The organism is Corynebacterium sp. HMSC072A04 (assembly GCF_001809235.1).
GTDB classification, from domain to species: Bacteria; Actinomycetota; Actinomycetes; order Mycobacteriales; family Mycobacteriaceae; genus Corynebacterium; species Corynebacterium hiratae.
Genome location: NZ_KV796748.1, coordinates 21,285 through 38,350, shown reverse-complemented (window position 1 = coordinate 38,350; position 17,066 = coordinate 21,285). Strand labels below are relative to the sequence as shown.

General features: G+C 60.8%; 15 protein-coding genes and 1 tRNA gene. 7 read left to right on the top strand and 9 right to left on the bottom strand.

The features are described 5' to 3' along the window. Positions 1-2: 2 nt before the first annotated feature. Positions 3-173, bottom strand: a complete 171-nt coding sequence (locus tag HMPREF2565_RS13875) for a hypothetical protein (protein WP_154762460.1) — start codon at positions 171-173, stop codon at positions 3-5. Between the two features lie 37 nt (positions 174-210). On the opposite strand from HMPREF2565_RS13875, the gene HMPREF2565_RS02215 reads away from it, so the two are divergent. From HMPREF2565_RS02215 to HMPREF2565_RS02195, 5 genes are all read left to right on the top strand, one after another. After that, complete coding sequence (locus HMPREF2565_RS02215) at positions 211-993, top strand: HNH endonuclease family protein (protein ID WP_070509739.1); 783 nt, start codon at positions 211-213, stop codon at positions 991-993. Positions 994-1,363: 370 nt separating this feature from the next. Next, positions 1,364-2,347, top strand: coding sequence for an ABC transporter permease (locus HMPREF2565_RS02210; protein WP_049155780.1), 984 nt, complete (start codon positions 1,364-1,366; stop codon positions 2,345-2,347). Continuing rightward, on the top strand, positions 2,348-3,433 hold the full coding sequence (locus HMPREF2565_RS02205) for an ABC transporter permease (RefSeq protein WP_071406813.1): 1,086 nt from the start codon (positions 2,348-2,350) through the stop codon (positions 3,431-3,433). Beyond that, a complete protein-coding gene (locus HMPREF2565_RS02200; protein WP_070509743.1) occupies positions 3,430-5,400 on the top strand; it encodes an ABC transporter ATP-binding protein in 1,971 nt (656 codons plus the stop codon). The genes HMPREF2565_RS02205 and HMPREF2565_RS02200 overlap by 4 nt, the downstream gene beginning before the upstream one ends. 57 nt (positions 5,401-5,457) lie before the next feature. After that, positions 5,458-7,167, top strand: coding sequence for an ABC transporter family substrate-binding protein (locus HMPREF2565_RS02195; RefSeq protein ID WP_049155772.1), 1,710 nt, complete (start codon positions 5,458-5,460; stop codon positions 7,165-7,167). A gap of 124 nt (positions 7,168-7,291) precedes the next feature. On the opposite strand, the gene HMPREF2565_RS02190 is transcribed toward HMPREF2565_RS02195, so the two are convergent. The 5 genes from HMPREF2565_RS02190 to pflB form a co-directional block, all read right to left on the bottom strand. Continuing rightward, positions 7,292-8,488, bottom strand: a complete 1,197-nt coding sequence (locus HMPREF2565_RS02190) for an SPFH domain-containing protein (RefSeq protein ID WP_046647358.1) — start codon at positions 8,486-8,488, stop codon at positions 7,292-7,294. Between the two features lie 104 nt (positions 8,489-8,592). Beyond that, the gene (locus HMPREF2565_RS02185) at positions 8,593-9,843 is read right to left on the bottom strand and encodes an alpha/beta fold hydrolase (protein WP_071406812.1); all 1,251 of its coding nucleotides are present in this window, start codon (positions 9,841-9,843) and stop codon (positions 8,593-8,595) included. Positions 9,844-9,847: 4 nt separating this feature from the next. Then, positions 9,848-10,717 carry a pyruvate formate-lyase-activating protein gene (gene pflA / locus HMPREF2565_RS02180; RefSeq protein ID WP_046647360.1) on the bottom strand — a complete coding sequence of 290 codons (870 nt, stop codon included), beginning with the start codon at positions 10,715-10,717 and terminating at the stop codon, positions 9,848-9,850. Continuing rightward, positions 10,718-10,969 (bottom strand): autonomous glycyl radical cofactor GrcA2, encoded by a 252-nt coding sequence (gene grcA2 / locus HMPREF2565_RS14350; protein ID WP_071406811.1) that lies wholly within the window; start codon positions 10,967-10,969, stop codon positions 10,718-10,720. A 35-nt stretch (positions 10,970-11,004) separates the two neighbouring features. Continuing rightward, a complete protein-coding gene (gene pflB, locus HMPREF2565_RS02170; RefSeq protein WP_256375066.1) occupies positions 11,005-13,116 on the bottom strand; it encodes a formate C-acetyltransferase in 2,112 nt (703 codons plus the stop codon). A 354-nt stretch (positions 13,117-13,470) separates the two neighbouring features. Between pflB and HMPREF2565_RS02165 the strand changes: the two genes are divergently transcribed. Beyond that, entirely contained in the window at positions 13,471-15,393 is a 1,923-nt protein-coding gene (locus tag HMPREF2565_RS02165) for a solute carrier family 23 protein (protein WP_071406809.1), read from the top strand. Between the two features lie 41 nt (positions 15,394-15,434). Here the strand turns inward: HMPREF2565_RS02165 and HMPREF2565_RS02160 are convergent, their stop codons facing one another. From HMPREF2565_RS02160 to HMPREF2565_RS02150, 3 genes are read right to left on the bottom strand one after another with little or no spacing between them, the layout of a single operon-like run. Then, positions 15,435-16,040, bottom strand: a complete 606-nt coding sequence (locus HMPREF2565_RS02160; protein ID WP_070546629.1) for a hypothetical protein — start codon at positions 16,038-16,040, stop codon at positions 15,435-15,437. Between the two features lie 6 nt (positions 16,041-16,046). Then, the gene (locus HMPREF2565_RS02155) at positions 16,047-16,403 is read right to left on the bottom strand and encodes a DUF3817 domain-containing protein (RefSeq protein ID WP_070443384.1); all 357 of its coding nucleotides are present in this window, start codon (positions 16,401-16,403) and stop codon (positions 16,047-16,049) included. After that, positions 16,403-16,798, bottom strand: a complete 396-nt coding sequence (locus tag HMPREF2565_RS02150; protein ID WP_049155743.1) for an SURF1 family protein — start codon at positions 16,796-16,798, stop codon at positions 16,403-16,405. Before HMPREF2565_RS02150 ends, HMPREF2565_RS02155 begins: the two co-directional genes overlap by 1 nt. 143 nt (positions 16,799-16,941) lie before the next feature. On the opposite strand from HMPREF2565_RS02150, the gene HMPREF2565_RS02145 reads away from it, so the two are divergent. After that, positions 16,942-17,023 (top strand) — tRNA-Leu (locus HMPREF2565_RS02145). The last annotated feature ends 43 nt before the right edge of the window (positions 17,024-17,066 follow it).

The following is a 17,066-nucleotide window of genomic DNA, read 5'->3' as shown; positions in this document are numbered from 1 at the left end:
CACTACTCCCCCAAGGTGTGGGCGACGAGTTGAACCGCCTCTTCGAGGGAAGACTGGGTCTTCGGCTCAGGCGCATCACAAAAGACCTGGCAGGCGTGGTCCGGGACAACCTCGGCGGAGCGCGTCAGGCCGCGTTCAGCGAGGTACTCGTCAAAGAACATATCGATACTCATACCGTGTGTCGATTCTACCCACTAGGATCAATGCGTCATGGCCACTCGTACCCCGTTCTTCATCGCCGCGCTGCTCAACGCTGCGGTGGCTGTGCTCGTGGCGATCGGCCTGCTCCTTCCCTCCCCGTCCACTCTCCCAGCGGCGGGGCCGAGTTCTTCCACAACGACAGCGGCGCCCACACAAGAAGCCCCCACAGAAGAACACTCCGACGAAGCCACGCCCCCGCCAGACATTGCGCCGGGCATAGCCGAAGCGCTCGCCGCCCTAGATTCTCTGAAGGTCAAGGGCCGCGCTCCCATGACCGACTATGAGCGTGAGGAATTCGGCCAGGTTTGGTCCGATGACGTCTCGGTGGAGTTTGGCCACAACGGCTGCGATACCCGCAACGATATCCTCCGCAGGGACTTGGATCCGGAGAGCCTCGTGCTCAAGGAAGGCACCCACGACTGTGTGGCGCTCGCCGGCACCTTGCATGATCCTTATTCGGGCCAGGACATTGAGTTTCAGCGCGGGGTGCAGACCTCGAGTGCAGTGCAGATCGATCACGTTGTGGCGCTGGCCGACGCCTGGCAGAAAGGCGCCCAGCAATGGTCACCCGAGAAGCGCCGCAACTTTGCCAATGATCCCCGCAATCTCCTTGCCGTCGATGGTCCTCTCAACCAGCAGAAAGGCGCTGGCGATGCCGCCACGTGGCTGCCGCCCAACAAAGGTTTTCGCTGTGAGTATGCGCGTCGCATCGTCGAGGTAAAAGCAGTCTATGAAATCTGGGTCACGGAGGCAGAAAAAGATGCGCTAAGCCGGCTCCTGCATGCTTGCTGAGCGTTCCTTACCCCTTATCTATTCAGCACAATCCCCCTGCACACTACCCCCAAACTATGCGCATATTATTCACTCCCACCCAGGCAATCAGGCACGATTTGTGAGCCCAAAGAAGCTTTCAGTCCCTGCACCGACACTCCCCTGCTTGCAGATTTCTATAGGCCAATTAATATGTAATTAATACAAAGTTTTCACACGCGGGGAGTACCCCCATGAAACAAAAACAATCATTATTCCTCTCCTGTCTCACATTTCTTTTAATATGTGACACAGCACCTAGCCTGAGGTCTAGGTCACATGAGTGCCGTTAACTCTTATCGGCCGCCATACTCACCGAATCTGCCGAGACAAACCCTGCGAAGGAATAGTGATGTTCAAGTACATCATCAAGAAGACCGCCAGCTGGCTGGTAGTCATCTTCCTCGCGACTAATATCGCGTATCTCCTGGCCGCAACCTTCCTTGATCCCCGATCAAATTATGTCGGCCGCAACCCACCACTCGAGCCGGAAGAAATCGGCCGCATCCTCACTCCGCTCGGACTCAATCCTGAGACCCCGCTTATTGAGCGCTGGTGGGGCTGGCTCTCTAACATTCTCTTCCACTGGGACTGGGGTACCTCCCCTCTCGGCGACCCGGTCAGCGCGCAAATCGCTCACCGCGCGCTCGTCTCGGCGCAGCTGCTGCTCGTCGCCACAATCCTCTCCGTCATCATCGGCGTTGGCCTCGGTGTCTACACCGCTTCCCGCCAATACAAAGCGGCTGACCGCTTCTGGCAGGGTGTTTCCATCATCACGATGAACACCCACGTGGTCGTCGCCTCCATTCTGGTTGTTGCCGGTGGCCTGTGGATCAACCGCGTCACCGGCCACCGCGTGGTTTATGTGACGGGCGCGTCCAGCCTCGGCGTCGAGGGCTTCTTCCCCAAACTTCTGGATATGGCGCAGCACCTCATCCTGCCGTCCATTTCCCTCATCATCATCAGTTACGCCGGGTATCACATGATGCAGCGCACCTTGCTGCTGGATAACCTGAACGCCGATTATGTGCGCACCGCCCGCGCCAAGGGCCTGACCCGTGCGCAGGCTATTCGCAAGCACGCCCTGCGCACCTCCATCATCCCGGTTGCGACCTCCGTGGCCTTCTCCGTTCCCGGTATCTTCACCGGCGCCATCATGACGGAAACCATCTTCGCGTGGAAGGGAATGGGCCAGTACTTCATCGAAACCATCAGCCGCAACGATGTCAACGGCACCACCGCCGTCGCCGCCTTCGGCGCCGTCATGATTGCCTTCTCCGCAATCTTGGCTGACCTCGTCGTCGTAGCCCTCGATCCGCGAGTAAGGGTGAGCTAAATGTCTCCAGAAAAGAAATCCACGTCGCCGCGCTCGGCAGCACGTCAGCCGCAACGCCACCGCCGCAACGATCTCGCTATCGACACCGCCGCGGACAACCTTGGCGTGCGCCCGCATACCGCCACTGCTGACTTTTCACCGCAGACCGAACCCAGCGCACAGTCCGCACTTGGTTCCGGCGTCGATGTCGATGACGCACAGCGCAAGCAGTTCTCCAGCAACGAGTTCCGCGGCACCTCAAAGCTCAAGCTGTACGTTCGCCGCTTCTTCCGCAACAAGTTCGCGGCCGTCGGCCTCGTCATCTTCGTGTTGCTCACCCTGCTGGCCATCTTTGGCAGCCTGCTGACCCCCTGGGGTTTCGATGAGCCGGACTTCTTCAACCTGTCCACCGGACCTTCCTCCGAGCACTGGTTCGGCACGACCGATTCCGGTAACGATCTCTTCGCACAAACCGTCCACGGCCTGGGCCGCTCGCTCATCATTGCGCTTATCGTGTCGATAGCATCCACGGTGTTGTCCGCTTTCATCGGCGCGGCCGCGGCCATTTACGGAGGCGCGGTGGAAAAGGTCATCCTGGCCGTCATCCACTTCCTGCTGGCTATTCCGACCTTCCTGCTCATCGCTCTGGTGGTCTCCGATTCCGGCGGTGACTGGAAGCTGCTCATCGTGGTGCTCATCGTCTTCGGCTGGATGTACCCGGCGCGTGTCATCTGGGCCATGGCGCTCAGTGTGCGCGAGAACGACTACGTCCGCGCCGCGGACTACATGGGTGTTTCGCGCCTGCGCACCATCTTCCGCCACGTAGTGCCCAACATCGGTTCGCTGCTCATCATCCAAGCGGCCCTGGGCGTGGTGTCCACCATCATGTCGGAGACCGCGCTGTCCTTCTTGGGCTTGGGCGTGAAGCTTCCCGACGTCTCCCTGGGCACCCTCCTGGCCGGCGGCGCCAACGCCGTCGAGGCTTCACCCTGGCTCTTCTACTTCCCTGCAGGCATCCTCACGCTGCTGACCGTCTCCATGGCGTTCATCGCCGACGGTCTGCGCGACGCCATTGACCCCAACTCGAACTCTGGAGGCCGAGCATGACCCCGCAGAATACTGCGCATAACGCCAACGCCGTCCCGGCCAGCCGCGCTACCGATCCCGCCGCGTCCGCCGACCCGGTTCTGTCCGTACGTAATCTGTCCGTCACCTTCCCCTCGGAGGCCGGCTCCGTCCACGCCGTACGTGGCGTTGACTTCGATCTCATGCCGGGCCGCACCCTGGCCATTGTGGGCGAGTCCGGCTCCGGTAAATCCGTCACCTCAATGGCGGTTATGGGCCTGCTGCCGGATTACGCCAAGGTGGAAGGCTCCGTGGTCTATGCCGGCACCGAGCTCATCGGCAAGTCCGACAAGGACATGTCGAAGATCCGCGGCAAGGACATCGCCATGATCTTCCAGGACCCGCTCTCCTCCCTGACCCCGGTGTTCTCCATCGGCGACCAGCTCATCGAAGCCATCCAGACCCACCGCGATGTCTCCAAGAAGGAGGCGGAGAAGGAGGCCATTCGCCTGCTCGAACTCGTCGGCATTCCGGAGGCGGACAAGCGCGTGAAGTCCTTCCCGCACGAGTTCTCCGGTGGTATGCGTCAGCGCGTGGTCATCGCCATCGCCATGGCGAATAACCCGCGCGTCATCATCGCCGACGAGCCCACCACGGCCCTCGACGTCACCATCCAGGCTCAGATCCTGGAGGTCCTCAAGGTGGCGCAGCGCGAAACTGGAGCGGCCGTCATCATGATTACCCACGACATGGGTGTGGTAGCAGGCACCGCCGACGACGTCCTCGTCATGTACGCCGGGCGCCCGGTGGAGCTGGGCGATGTCGACACCATTTTCAACCACCCCAAAATGCCCTACACCGTTGGCCTTTTGGGTTCCACTCCGCGCGTGGACAAGGCCACCGATGAGCCACTCACTCCCATCGCCGGTACCCCACCACGCCTCATCGAGGTTGCTGCCGAGTGCCCCTTCGCCGACCGCTGCCCGGTCGTGAAGGATGAGTGCCGCACCGTGGAGCCAGAGCTGCGCGCGCTTGACGACGCCCCCGGGCACTACGCCTCCTGCCTGCGCTCCGATGAGATCGAGGACGGCACCATCGGTGGCGAGCGCATGTACCCGCTGCCGAAGATTTCCGCCGATACCCTGGGCGATACGCCCTATGAGCAGCGCCCCGTCACCTTGGAGGTCAAGAACCTGGTCAAGGACTTCCCGCTCATCAAGGGAGCGATTCTCAAGCGCCGCGTCGGCACCGTCCATGCGGTCAAGAACATCAGCTTCGACGTGCACCAAGGCGAGTGCTTCGCCATCGTGGGCGAGTCCGGCTCCGGCAAGACCACCACCCTGCTGGAAATCATGGACCTCAACCCACCAGAGGGCTCCACCATCGTGGTCAACGGCACCAACACCTCCGGCTTGAGTGCGTCGGCACGCCGCAAGCTGCGCAAGGACATCCAGATCGTCTTCCAGGACCCAATGAGCTCGCTCAACCCGCGCATGACCATCCGTGAGATCATCGCTGAGCCGCTGGAATCGCTGGGGTACGAGGGGGACGTCGGCCAGCGCGTGGCTGAGCTGATGCAGCTCGTCGGTCTCGAGTCCCACCAGGTAGACCGCTTCCCCGGACACTTCTCTGGCGGACAGCGCCAGCGCATCGGCCTGGCCCGTGCTCTGGCCACCAACCCCTCCATCGTGGTGCTCGACGAGCCCGTCTCCGCCCTCGACGTCTCCATCCAGGCCGGCATCATCAACCTGCTGCACGACCTGAAGAACCGCCTGGGCATCTCTTTGGTGTTCGTCGCCCACGACCTCTCCGTTGTGCGCCACCTCTCCGACAAGGTCGCCGTGATGTACAAGGGCGACTTCGTGGAATACGGCCCCACGGACGAGGTCTTCGACAACCCCAAACACGCCTATACCCGCGCGCTGCTCTCCGCCATCCCGGTGCCAGACCCAGCCGTGGAACGTGACCGGGTGCGCGAGATTTACCAGCCCGCCGAAACCCCGGCTTAGCAAGACTTATAACTAAATACTCCCCGTCTCCATGTTTCCTCTCGAAAGGACACAAAAATGAACATGAAGCTCCGCAGGACCGCCCTCGCAGTGGTCACCGCCTCTGCCCTCATTCTCACCGGCTGCGCCTCCGACGGCGGCTCCGGCAGCTCCGATGGCTCCAAGGACTCCAGCAACTCCGCAGCCGGCGAGAAGCTGGACGTCAAGCTGGACGGATCCTACAACGCCAAGGACCGCTCCGAGCTCAAGCAGGGCGGCGAGCTGCGCCTGGCCATCACCGAGATCTCCCAGCAGCAGAACCCCTTCCAGGCCGACGGTACCCGCTACACCAGCGACGTCTGGAAGTTCTACAACCCGCAGATCGGTCTTTTCGACGGATCCGGCGAGTTCCACGTCAACAATGACTACATCACGGACGTCAAGGACGAGGAGAAGGACGGCAAGACCGTCGTCACCTACACCATCCACGAGAAGGCCCAGTACAACGACGGCACCCCGATTGACTGGAAGGCCTTCGAGAACACCTGGAAGTTCAACAACGGTGAGGACGAGGAGGCTAACGTCTCCTCCACCGATGGCTACGAGCTCATCGAGTCCGTCGAGCCAGGTGAGAACGACAAGCAGGCCGTCATCACCTTCAAGCAGGCATACCCCTGGTGGCAGGGTCTGTTCAACATCCTGCTCCCGCCGCAAATTGACTCCGCCAAGAAGTTCAACGAAGCCTACCTCGGTGAGGTCCACCCAGAGTGGGGCGCGGGCCCGTTCAAGGTTGAAAACGTTGACTTCCAGAGCGGCAGCGCTACCTTCGTCCCGAACGAGAAGTGGTGGGGCGATAAGCCTTTCCTGGACAAGGTGACCTACCGTCAGATGGAGGATCAGGCCTCCATCAACGCGTTCAAGGCCGGCGAGATTGACGCCACCGGCGTGGGCAACAAGGAGCGCCTGGCTGCAGTCAAGGACATGCAGGGCATTGAGATCCGCACCGCCATGGCCCCGTCCAACTCGCTCATCGTTCTCAACTCCAAGAACGAGATTCTTTCCGATGCCAAGGTCCGCGAGGCCATCATGACCGGTATCGACCGCTCCACGCTGTCCGGCATCCGCTTCAACGGCCTCAACGGCTACACCGAGGAGTTGCCGGGATCCTTCAACCTGTACCAGACCCAGGAGGGCTACGAGGACAACTTCGGGTCTGTGGTGAAGTTCGATGCCGAGAAGGCTAAGTCCCTGCTCGACGAGGCCGGCTGGAAGGAAGGCGGCGACGGCATCCGCGAGAAGGACGGCAAGAAGCTGTCCATGCGCTACACGCTGTTGGGTGATTCTTCCATCAGCAAGGCCCTGGCAACCGCCACCCAGAAGATGATGAAGGACATCGGCGTGGACCTGAAGGTGGAGGAGCGCCCGTCCGCGGACTTCTCCAAGATCACCTCCTCCTATGACTTTGATGTCTTCCCCATGGGCTTCTCCTCCGGCGATCCGTTCGGTGTGGCCTACTTCGGCCAGATTTACCGCTCCGGCTCCCAGCTCAACCGCTCCGGCACGGGTACCCCGGAGATGGACAAGAAGATCGACGAGCTATCCCAGATCGCCGATCCAAACGAGCAGATCAAGGAAGCCAACAAGCTGGAGAAGGAAGCACTGGGTCAGTTCGGCATCATGCCGATTTACAACGGCCCGGCCATGGTGGCTACCAGCCCGGACATCGCGAACTTCGGTGCCAACTCCTTCGCCGTCATCGAGGTGGAGAACATCGGCTACACCAAGTAAGTAGCGCGCTAGGCACCGCGTCTTATTATTCGCAGTGCCTAGCCACTCCATACGCCGTGTAGGGCAACGACAAGAGGGCCTTCCCAAACTGGGGGAAGGCCCTCTTTGTGTGTTTTAACTGTGTTTAGTTGTCCTTGTTGAGCTGGTTGCGCAGCTGGTCAAAGTAGTCGCGCGCGCTCTGCGGCTGGTTGTTGCCCTGCGGCGGGGCCGGGAAGCCGGAGAACTGACCAAAGCCCTGGCCCTGCTGTGCGTTCTGCACCTGCTCTTGTGCCTGTTGCTGGGCGCGCTGCGCCTGCTCCATCAGCTCAGCATCGCGGCGGGCACGCTCATCGCGCTCGCGGCGCTCCTGCTCCTCACGGCGGCGACGCTCAGCAGCGGCGTTCTCGCGGCTGTGCTTTGCTTCGCCGGCCGGCACCTTCGGCTTCGGAGCTTCGTTAATAGCGTTGGTGGACAGCAAAGTATCGCGCATACCGCCGAAGAGATCCTGCATGCCGCCCGGGTTAGACGGCATGTACAGCACGTTGGTGTGGGCGCGGTCGGCCACATCCACCATGGCGTCGAGGTACTGGGAGACCAGCATGAGGGTCTCGGGGTTCTCCTGCACGCCGGCAGCACGCAGCAGCTCATACTGCTGGGCAATACCTTCGACGATCTCCTTACGTTGGTCAGCCACACCGCGACCCTGCAGCTTCTTAGCCTCGGCCGCACCCTCGGCTTCCTTGACCACGCGGATCTTCTCGGCCTCCGCCTGGGCTACGGCTGCCTCGCGCTCACGCTGCGCCGCGTTAATGGAGTTCATGGACTCGCGCACGCGGGCATCCGGGCGAATATCGGTGACCAGGGTATTGACGAAGTTCCAGCCGTAGGCGGCCATGTTATCGCGCAGGGACATCGCCACGTTGCGGGCGATGGTGTCCTTGGAAGAGAAGGAATCATCCAGATTCATGTTTGCCACGGAGGAACGGACATTGTCCTGCACGTAGGCCACGATCTGCTGCTCGTGGTTGGACAGGGTGTAGAAGGCCTGGCGCTCGCTGCCCTGGACTACCTCATACTGCACGGCAACCGGGATCTGGACGAAGACGTTGTCCTTGGTCTTGGTTTCTACCATGACATCGAGCTGACGGATTTGCAGGCTGATCTTGGCGCGCACGCGGTCGACGTAGGGCAGCTTGAAGTGCAAGCCTGCGTGAGCCACGGTCACGAACTTACCCATGCGCTCAATGATGGCGGCTTCCTTCGTCCGGACGATGAAGAAACCGTCGAAGGCGGTGGCAATAATAAGTAGGAGAATCACGCCAATGACGATGAGACCGGCCATAGGCTTATCCTTTCTGCTCGATTTAAATTTTCCTAACCAGTGTGCCACACGGTGACCACCACCACATCCCGAAGGAGATCACTCCCCGAGCTCACTCGGAGCCTTTAATGCTCGTCAGCTACCCGGAAGAGCTCACCCAAAATCCCCGCACCGTCCTCACTAATCCCATTGTGCTGGAAGCGGTTGGTCACCACTGGGCGCAAGTCGCGATAGGTCTCCCCTGTAGCCAGGGAATCCTCGAAGGGCACGAAGATATCGTCGAGGTAGATGGCGGCGGAGGCGGTCACGGGGGCGTCGGCAAGCGCAGCGGCGTCATACGGAGAGCTTGCCCACTCGTGGGCGGCGAGCTCCTCGGCGGCCTGCTTGAAGGGGCGCAGCGCCGGATCCTCATCGAATTGCCAGGGGAAGATGTGCTCACCAGTGAGATAGGTACCGTCCTCGGTAAACTCGGGGAATTCCTCGCGCACGCGGTGAGCAGCCCAGCCGGTGACGGCCTGGCCGCCGACGCCGCCGTAGATAGATTCATGGATGGCCGCATACAGCGGGCCAGCCTGGAAGCTCACGCGCTGCCCCACGTCGTTGAGGAAGTCCGAACGCAAGCGCTTTTCGCCGTTCACCGTCCGGAAAGGCTCCTCCAGCAGGTAGCCCAAAGAATCGAAGCCAGTGCCGCGGCCCAGCTCAATTCCGATGGTGCGGAAGCGGCGCGACGACAGGCGCTCCCCTGTCGGCAGCAGCTCCTCCGAGTTGTCTAGGTGGTGGAGGATTTCCTCGATGCGCGCTTGTGCCCACGGGAACTGGGCATAGAAGCGTTCGTGGCGCACCTTGAGCTTGGCAAAAGTCGTACGGTAGAGATCATCAGCGCCTTTGGTCAGGGTGGGCAGTCCACCAGTGAGGAAGGCACGCCCAATGGAATCAGGGAACATCGAGACATAGGCGGTGATGATGAAGCCGCCGAAGGATTGGCCGAAGAGATCCCAGGATTCCTCGCCGAGGTGCTCGCGCAGGCGCTCGGCATCGCGCACGATATTTTCTTGCCGCAGCTGCGCCAGACGCGCAGCGCTGCGATCCTCAGCCGGGCTGAGCTCGTCAATGCGGTGGCTGCGCCCGGTGCCGCGCTGGTCCATGAGGATCCAGCGGTAGCGCTCCAAGCCCTTCCCGATGAGTCCGGAAGCACCCGTCGGCCGCGGCGCCGGGAAGCCCGGCCCGCCCTGGTTATAGAGCAGCGCCGGATAATTCTCACCGCCGGGCGGGATGATTTCCCGGGCGTAGAGCTCGAACTCCCCCGCGGCGGGATTGTCATAGTCCCAGGGGACGGTGATGGTGTGTTCCTTGATGGTGTGGCCGAAGCGTTTCATGCTTCTAGTAGACCACGAAACCTTCCTTGCGGAACACCTCGCGGATAGCTTCGACGTCTTCCGGCTTCGGCGGCTTCGTATCCTCCAAGGTGTAGGGGTAGCCCAGCTCGTGCCACTTATCCGCGCCCATGTTGTGGAAGGGCAGCACCTCGATGCGCTCAATGTTGCTCTTCCAGCGGGAGACAATGCGCGCAACGTTGGCGACGTTCTCTGGGGAGTCGGTAAGCCCCGGCACCACCACGAAGCGAATCCACACCGGTTTGCCGATGGCATTGAGGCGATCCCCAAAGTCGATCGTCGGCTGCAATTCACGCCGGGTGACCTTCTTATAGGTCTCCTCGTCACCGGACTTGACGTCCAGCAGCACCAAATCGATATTGTCCAGGTCTTCATCACGCAGGCGCGCGCCGAGGTAGCCCGAGGTATCGATCGTGGTGTGGATGCCTGCATCGTGGACTTCCTTGAGCAGGCGCCGCGCGAAGGCGATCTGGAAGAGTGGCTCACCACCAGAGATGGTCAGCCCACCCCCGGAAGCCTTGAAGACGGGCTTATAACGCTTGACGCGCTTAACCACGTCTTCGATGCGCTCCAAGGTGCCGACCTTCATCTCCATGGTGTCTGGATTGTGGCAGTACTGGCAGCGCAACGGGCACCCGGACATGAACATGGTCATGCGTGTTCCGGGCCCATCCACAGCCGTCACCAGCTCCCAGGAGTGCACGAGTGCGACGTCGCCGGAGCGGCGAGCCTGCATCAACTCCGAGCGGGTGTAGCCGTCGAGGTCATTGTCCGTTCCTAAACCGGCGGCGGCGCCGCGCACCTTTTCCCCTTCTTCCGGAGAAAGACGCACGACGCCGGTAATGCCATCTGCCATTTAGGAGCCCTGGTGGAAGGTACGGGAGATGACGTCGAACTGCTGCTCGCGGGTGAGCTTCACAAAGTTCACCGCGTAGCCAGAAACGCGAACCGTGAGGTTCGGGTACTTCTCCGGGTGCTCAACGGCGTCCTCCAGGGTGGACTTGTCCAGGACGTTGATGTTGGCGTGGTAGAGGCCCGAGTCCATGTTGTTGGCGGTGCGGTTGGCCTTCATGGTGGCGAGGCGCTCGTCAAAAGTTGGGGTTGCCATGATGTGTTCTCCTTAGGAAGTGGTGTGGACGTGGTCTATTCAGAATCCATGATGAAGCCGGCATCAAGGACGCCCACCAGGTTGGTGATGCGCTCCTCCGGGGTGCGGCCCAATCCGGATGGGGTGATGGTGTTGGTCAGCGAGATGCCATCGAGGGCATCCTTGTAATCCAACTTGCCCACCGACAGCATGGAGGCGACCATGCCGTGGTTATCCGCGCCGTTCTCCGGATTAGCGCCCGGGGCGAACGGGGTACCTGCCTCGTGGCCGGACGGGAAGGCACCGGTGGCCTTGCCGTAGACAACGTTGGAGGTAATGGTCAGCACCGACTGGGTGGGGATGGCGTTGCGGTACATCGGGATGGCCTTAATCTTCTCCATCACGGTGTGAACGATGGTGGCGGCGATGTCATCGGCGCGGTCGTCATCGTTGCCGTAGAAGGGGAAGTCACCTTCCGTCTTGTAGTCCACGATAAGACCGGTCTCATCGCGCACCGGGTAGACCTTGGCGTACTTAATGGCGGACAGCGAGTCAGCCACGATGGACAGGCCGGCGATACCGCAGCCCATGGAGCGCACGATATCGGAATCGTGCAGCGCCATCTCGATCGACTCGTAGGCGTACTTGTCGTGGCAGTAGTGGATGATGTTGAGGGCCTCAACGTAGGTGCCCACAACCCAATCCAGCATCTCCTCGTACTTCTGCCAGACCTCATCGAAGTCGAGCGGTCCATCGCCCTTGATGGGCTCGTAACCGTCAACCCCCTGCTTGCCGCTGACCTCGTCGCGGCCGCCGTTGATGGCATAGAGCAGGGCCTTCGCAGCGTTGACGCGGGCACCGAAGAACTGCATTTGCTTGCCGACGGCCATCGGGGACACGCAGCACGCAATTGCGGCGTCGTCGCCCCACTGCTCACGAATCTGCTTATCGGACTCGTACTGGATCGAGGAGGTCTCAATCGAGATGTGGGCGCAGAATTCCTTGTAGCCCGCCGGCAGCTGCGGATCCCAGAAGATGGTGATGTTTGGCTCCGGGGACGGGCCCAGGTTGATCAGTGTCTGCAGCAGACGGAAGGAAGTCTTGGTCACCATGTGGCGGCCATCGTCGCCAAAGCCGGCATCGGACCAGGTTGCCCAGTACGGGTCACCGGAGAAGATCTGGTCATAGTCCTCGGTGCGCAGGAAACGGACGATGCGCAGCTTGAGCACCAGCTGGTCGATGATTTCTTGGGCGTCTTCCTCGGTGATGATGCCCGCGTTCAGGTCGCGCTCGAAGTAGCAGTCGAAGAATGCGGAGAGGCGGCCGATGGACATGGCGGCGCCGTCCTGGGACTTAATGGAGGCCAGGTAGCCAAAGTAGGTCCACTGCACTGCCTCGTGGGCGGTCTTCGCGGGCTTCGAGATATCGAAGCCATAAGACTCAGCCATGACCTTGAGCTTCTTCAGGGCCTTGATCTGCTCGGCGTGCTCCTCGCGGTAGCGTGCCCAGTGCTCGGAGAAGCCGAGGTCCCCCACCGCGTGCTTGGATGCTTCCTTCTCAGCGATGAGGTAATCCACGCCGTAAAGGGCCACTCGGCGGTAGTCACCAATGATGCGGCCGCGGCCATAGGCATCCGGCAGGCCGGTGATGATGTGAGAGGAACGCGCTGCGCGGATGCGCGGGGTGTAGATATCGAAGACTGCATCGTTGTGGGTCTTGCGGTAGCGCGTGAAGATCTTCTCGATCTCCGGGTCGGTTTCCTTACCGGCTTCCTTGATGGCCTGCTTGACCATGCGCCAACCACCGTTGGGCATCATGGCGCGCTTGAGCGGCGTATCCGTTTGCAGGCCAACGATGACGTCATCGTCCTCGGAAATGTACCCAGCCGGGAAGGCATCGATATCGCTCGGGGTGTGGGTATCCACGTCGAAGATGCGCTTCTGGCGCTCGACGGACAGGTAATTCTTCTCCAAATGATCCCACACGCGTTGCGTCTTCTCGGTGGGTCCAGCAAGGAAGGAGGAGTCCCCGTCATAAGGGGTGTAGTTGCGCTGGATAAAATCACGAACGTCAATGTTTTCAGTCCACGGGCCGGGCTCAAAGCCCTTCCATGCCTCGAACTGCACAGACTGTTCCGTTGCGGTGGTCACTATTTTGACTCCCTTCATAGTTCGCACGACGCGTAACACTTAGTCGCAGAAGGGCTGTGGGTGACTTCGGCTCACGGGCAATTCGGTCAACACGTATCGTCACCGAACCCCTCTCTGTAGCCCATAGTAGGGGTACAACCGCATAACCTCACATCGGCAAATGCGGGCCCCATGCCACCGAACGGGCTGGTTTTAGCACCACACTGGTCAGCTCTCTCATAGGTAACGACCGTACGGTTGGATGCGGGGGTAAATCACCCCCTGACGTGGCCTTTCCCACACCTTCCAGGCGAGTTCTTGGTGCCTGTCCGCGCCGCGCTCTATTGTTATGCGCAGTATCCTCGTCTCGCCCTTCAGCAAGGAGCTCTTTGCGTGTCTGACACCGCCGCTACCGCTAGCCCTGCCACCACCCCAACCCATCCCGTTGATGTTGTCCCGCCAGCGCCCAAGCTGGCAGCGCTCGGACTTCAGCACGTTCTCGCTTTCTACGCGGGCGCGGTCATCGTGCCGCTGCTCATCGCTGGTTCCTTGGGCCTCGATGAAGCCACCACGATTCACCTCATCAACGCTGACTTGTTGACCTGTGGTCTGGCGACGTTGATCCAAGCGGTGGGCGTCGGCAAGCACATCGGCGTCCGGCTGCCCATCATCCAGGGCGTAACCACCACGGCGGTCAGCCCCATCATTGCCATCGGCATGAGCGCTGGTGACCAGCCACTGCCCACGATCTATGGTGCGATTATTGCTGCCGGTATCTTTACCTTCTTCGCCGCGCCGGTCTTTGGACGCGTGCTCAAGTACTTCCCGCCGATTGTCACCGGCACCGTGCTTCTGGTCATGGGTACGTCGCTGCTGGCGGTCTCAGCAAATGACTTTGTCAATTACGCTGACGGGGTCCCGGCCGCGCGCGATCTGCTCTATGGTTTCGGCACGCTGGCCATCATCATTGTTGTGCAGCGTTTCTTCCGCGGCTTCCTGGGCACGCTGTCGGTGTTGCTTGGTTTGGTCATTGGCACCGGCATGGCCTTCGTGTTGGGCGATACCTCCTTTGACGGCGTGCGTGAGGCTGATGCCATCGGCATGACGACGCCCTTCTACTTCGGTATGCCGAAGTTCGACATCATGGCGATTCTCTCCCTCATCATCGTCATGATCATCACCATGGTGGAAACCACCGGCGATGTCTTCGCTACCGGTGAGATTGTGAAGAAGCGCATCAAGCGCGATGACGTTGTGCGTGCCATTCGCGCCGATGGCCTCTCCACCACCCTTGGTGGCGTGATGAACTCCTTCCCCTATACCTGCTTTGCGCAGAACGTCGGCCTCGTCCGCCTCACCGGTGTGAAGTCCCGCTGGGTCGCGGTGTCAGCAGCGGGCTTCATGATCATCCTGGGCCTGCTGCCCAAGGCCGCAGCCATCGTGGCGGCTATCCCCTCCCCGGTGCTCGGCGGCGCCTCCCTCGCACTATTCGCCAACGTTGCCTGGGCCGGCCTGCAGACCATTGCGAAGGAAGACATCGCCGACGGACGCAACGCCGCCATCGTTACCACCGCGCTGGGGCTGGCCATGTTCGTCACCTTCAAGCCGGATGTGGCCACCGCGTTCCCGGAGTGGGCGCAGATCTTTGTCTCCTCCGGAATGTCCATCGGCGCTATCACCGCAATCCTGCTCAACTTGCTCTTCTTCCACGTCGGCTCGCAGTCCGGCGATGATGTCAGCCGCCTTGACGGCGCCGGCGTCTCTCTCAAGGAGCTCAACGAGATGGACCGCGAGAGCTTCGTCAGCGCTCTGCGCCCGCTCTTCAACAACGAAACCTGGCCGCTCGAAGCCGCCTGGGAGCTGCGCCCCTTCCAGGACGTCAGCCAGCTGCGCGAGGCTATCCAGGTCACGGTGCTTACCTCTCCGAGCGACCAGCGCCGTGCACTGATCCACGACTACCCCGCGATGGATGAGCTGCTGCTGGCCGATTCCGACACGGCCGCCACCATCTCCGCCGACCGCGGTTCCCTGGCCCTGGATGACCTCGATGACGTACAAACGCAGCAGCTTATCGACGTCTCACAGGCCTACCGCGAGCGTTTCGACATGCCCTTTGTGGCATACCTGGATACCAACGACTCGGCCGACCGCGTAATCGATGCGGGCGTGCGCCGCTTGTCCAACTCGGATGAGCTGGAGCAGCGCGTGGTCTTGAGCGAAATCATCGAGATTGCCAATGACCGCTTCGATATCCTCCTTGCGGACGCTAACCCGGTGCGAGCTTACTGGGACCGCAAGTTCACGGAGGTGGAATGAACATAGTTCATTCCACGTACGGGGGACACTCGACGTGAGGACTAGCTGAACTCCATGGTGACCTGGGCCTCGGGGTCAACGCCACGGATGATGCCCTCATAGAAATTGCGAGCTTGGTCCTGCAGGAGCTCGCGGTTGTCGTCGATGTCCTCGCGCTTCTTATCGGCGCTGAGGACATCCGACACTGTAGATGCGGCGTCGATCGGCTGGGTGGTCCAGCTGAGCACGCCGTTGTTTTCCACGGCGGTCTTAAACTCTTCATCGGAATGCCCAATGAAGATGAAGTCCGGGATGTGGACAGTGTAGGCATGCTCGCCGGTCTCAGTGACGCGAACGTCCTTGCCTTCGATACCGAGCTTGGCTTTATAGGAATACTGCACAAATTGTGTTCGGCTAGTCCACGGAACCTTCACGCCTAAGACCTGACCCACGGAAGATTTCTCCGCCAGCCCCTGGATACCCAGGCTGAGCAAGACCACCTGCTCTTCGCGCTGGACAGCCTTAACGACCTGCGTGTTGGTTGACTGCACCGGCGCGGTATAAACCTCGTGCGGCTGGCGTACGGCATACACACCCAAGCCAGCGCAAGCGAGTGAAAGAAGCACCACAATCGCGATAAGTGTGGTGCTCAGTTTGCGGCTCGTCATACCTACCTACAGCTGGAACTGCTCAACAACTTCAGTGCGGCGCTTGTGCTCCATCCAGAAGGACAGGAATGGAACAACACCGGCAAGCGCCGTGGTGAAAAGCTTGCTTACCGGCCACATGGCACGCGGACCAAGGACCAGGATGGACACGAGGTAGACCATGTAGGCCACGCCATGCGCTTGGGCGATGAGCGTAGCCCAGGATGGCATCTCCATCCCCACGCCGTATTGCAGGATCATGCGCGCGACGAGAATGAGAAGGAAAATACCGGTGATAGTGGCGGCAATGGAAAAGAACTTCAGCGGGCCACGGATACGCGCCTGACGGTCAGGATGGACAGCGTTGTTGACTGAGTTGCTCATTAATACTCCTCTTCAGTGCCGCGACGGCGGCGCTGCTTGTTCATAGCGTTGAAGGTGTCCACATCAATCTGCGGGCGAGGCGGTAGGAAATCTTCGTCGATTTTAGTCGCGGTGTGCTCCTTGGCCGCGCGCACGCTCTCTGCCTCATACTGAGCAGGCTCTTCTCCCCGTTCGAGGGCTTCGTTCTCGGCATCGATTCGCTCATTCTCGTAGCGCATGGCAGTGCGGTAAGCGTACACAACAAATACCGCGAACAGCGGCCATTGGAAGGCGTATCCCAAGTTCTGGAAGGTTCCCGAACCGGAGCGGAACCGCGTCCATTGCCAATAAGCAAGGAACAAAAAGAGCACGACGAAGAGCACGATGATGACGATGTGCCACCATCGAACCTTCATCCGCTTTTTCGGTGCTGGGTTGGTGCTCACTCTCAACAGCCTACCCACCACGCCCAGAAAAGTGGATTTCCGTCTATGGCCTGCCGCCCTGTAGGCTAGTGACCGTTGCGCAGAGCAAAGAGTGCTCCGCAGTGACTAAACCCGCGCCCGTGGCGGAATTGGCAGACGCGCTAGATTTAGGTTCTAGTGTCTTACGACGTGTGAGTTCAAGTCTCACCGGGCGCACATATTCAGACCCCGCACGGTTTCCGTGCGGGGTCTTGTCGTC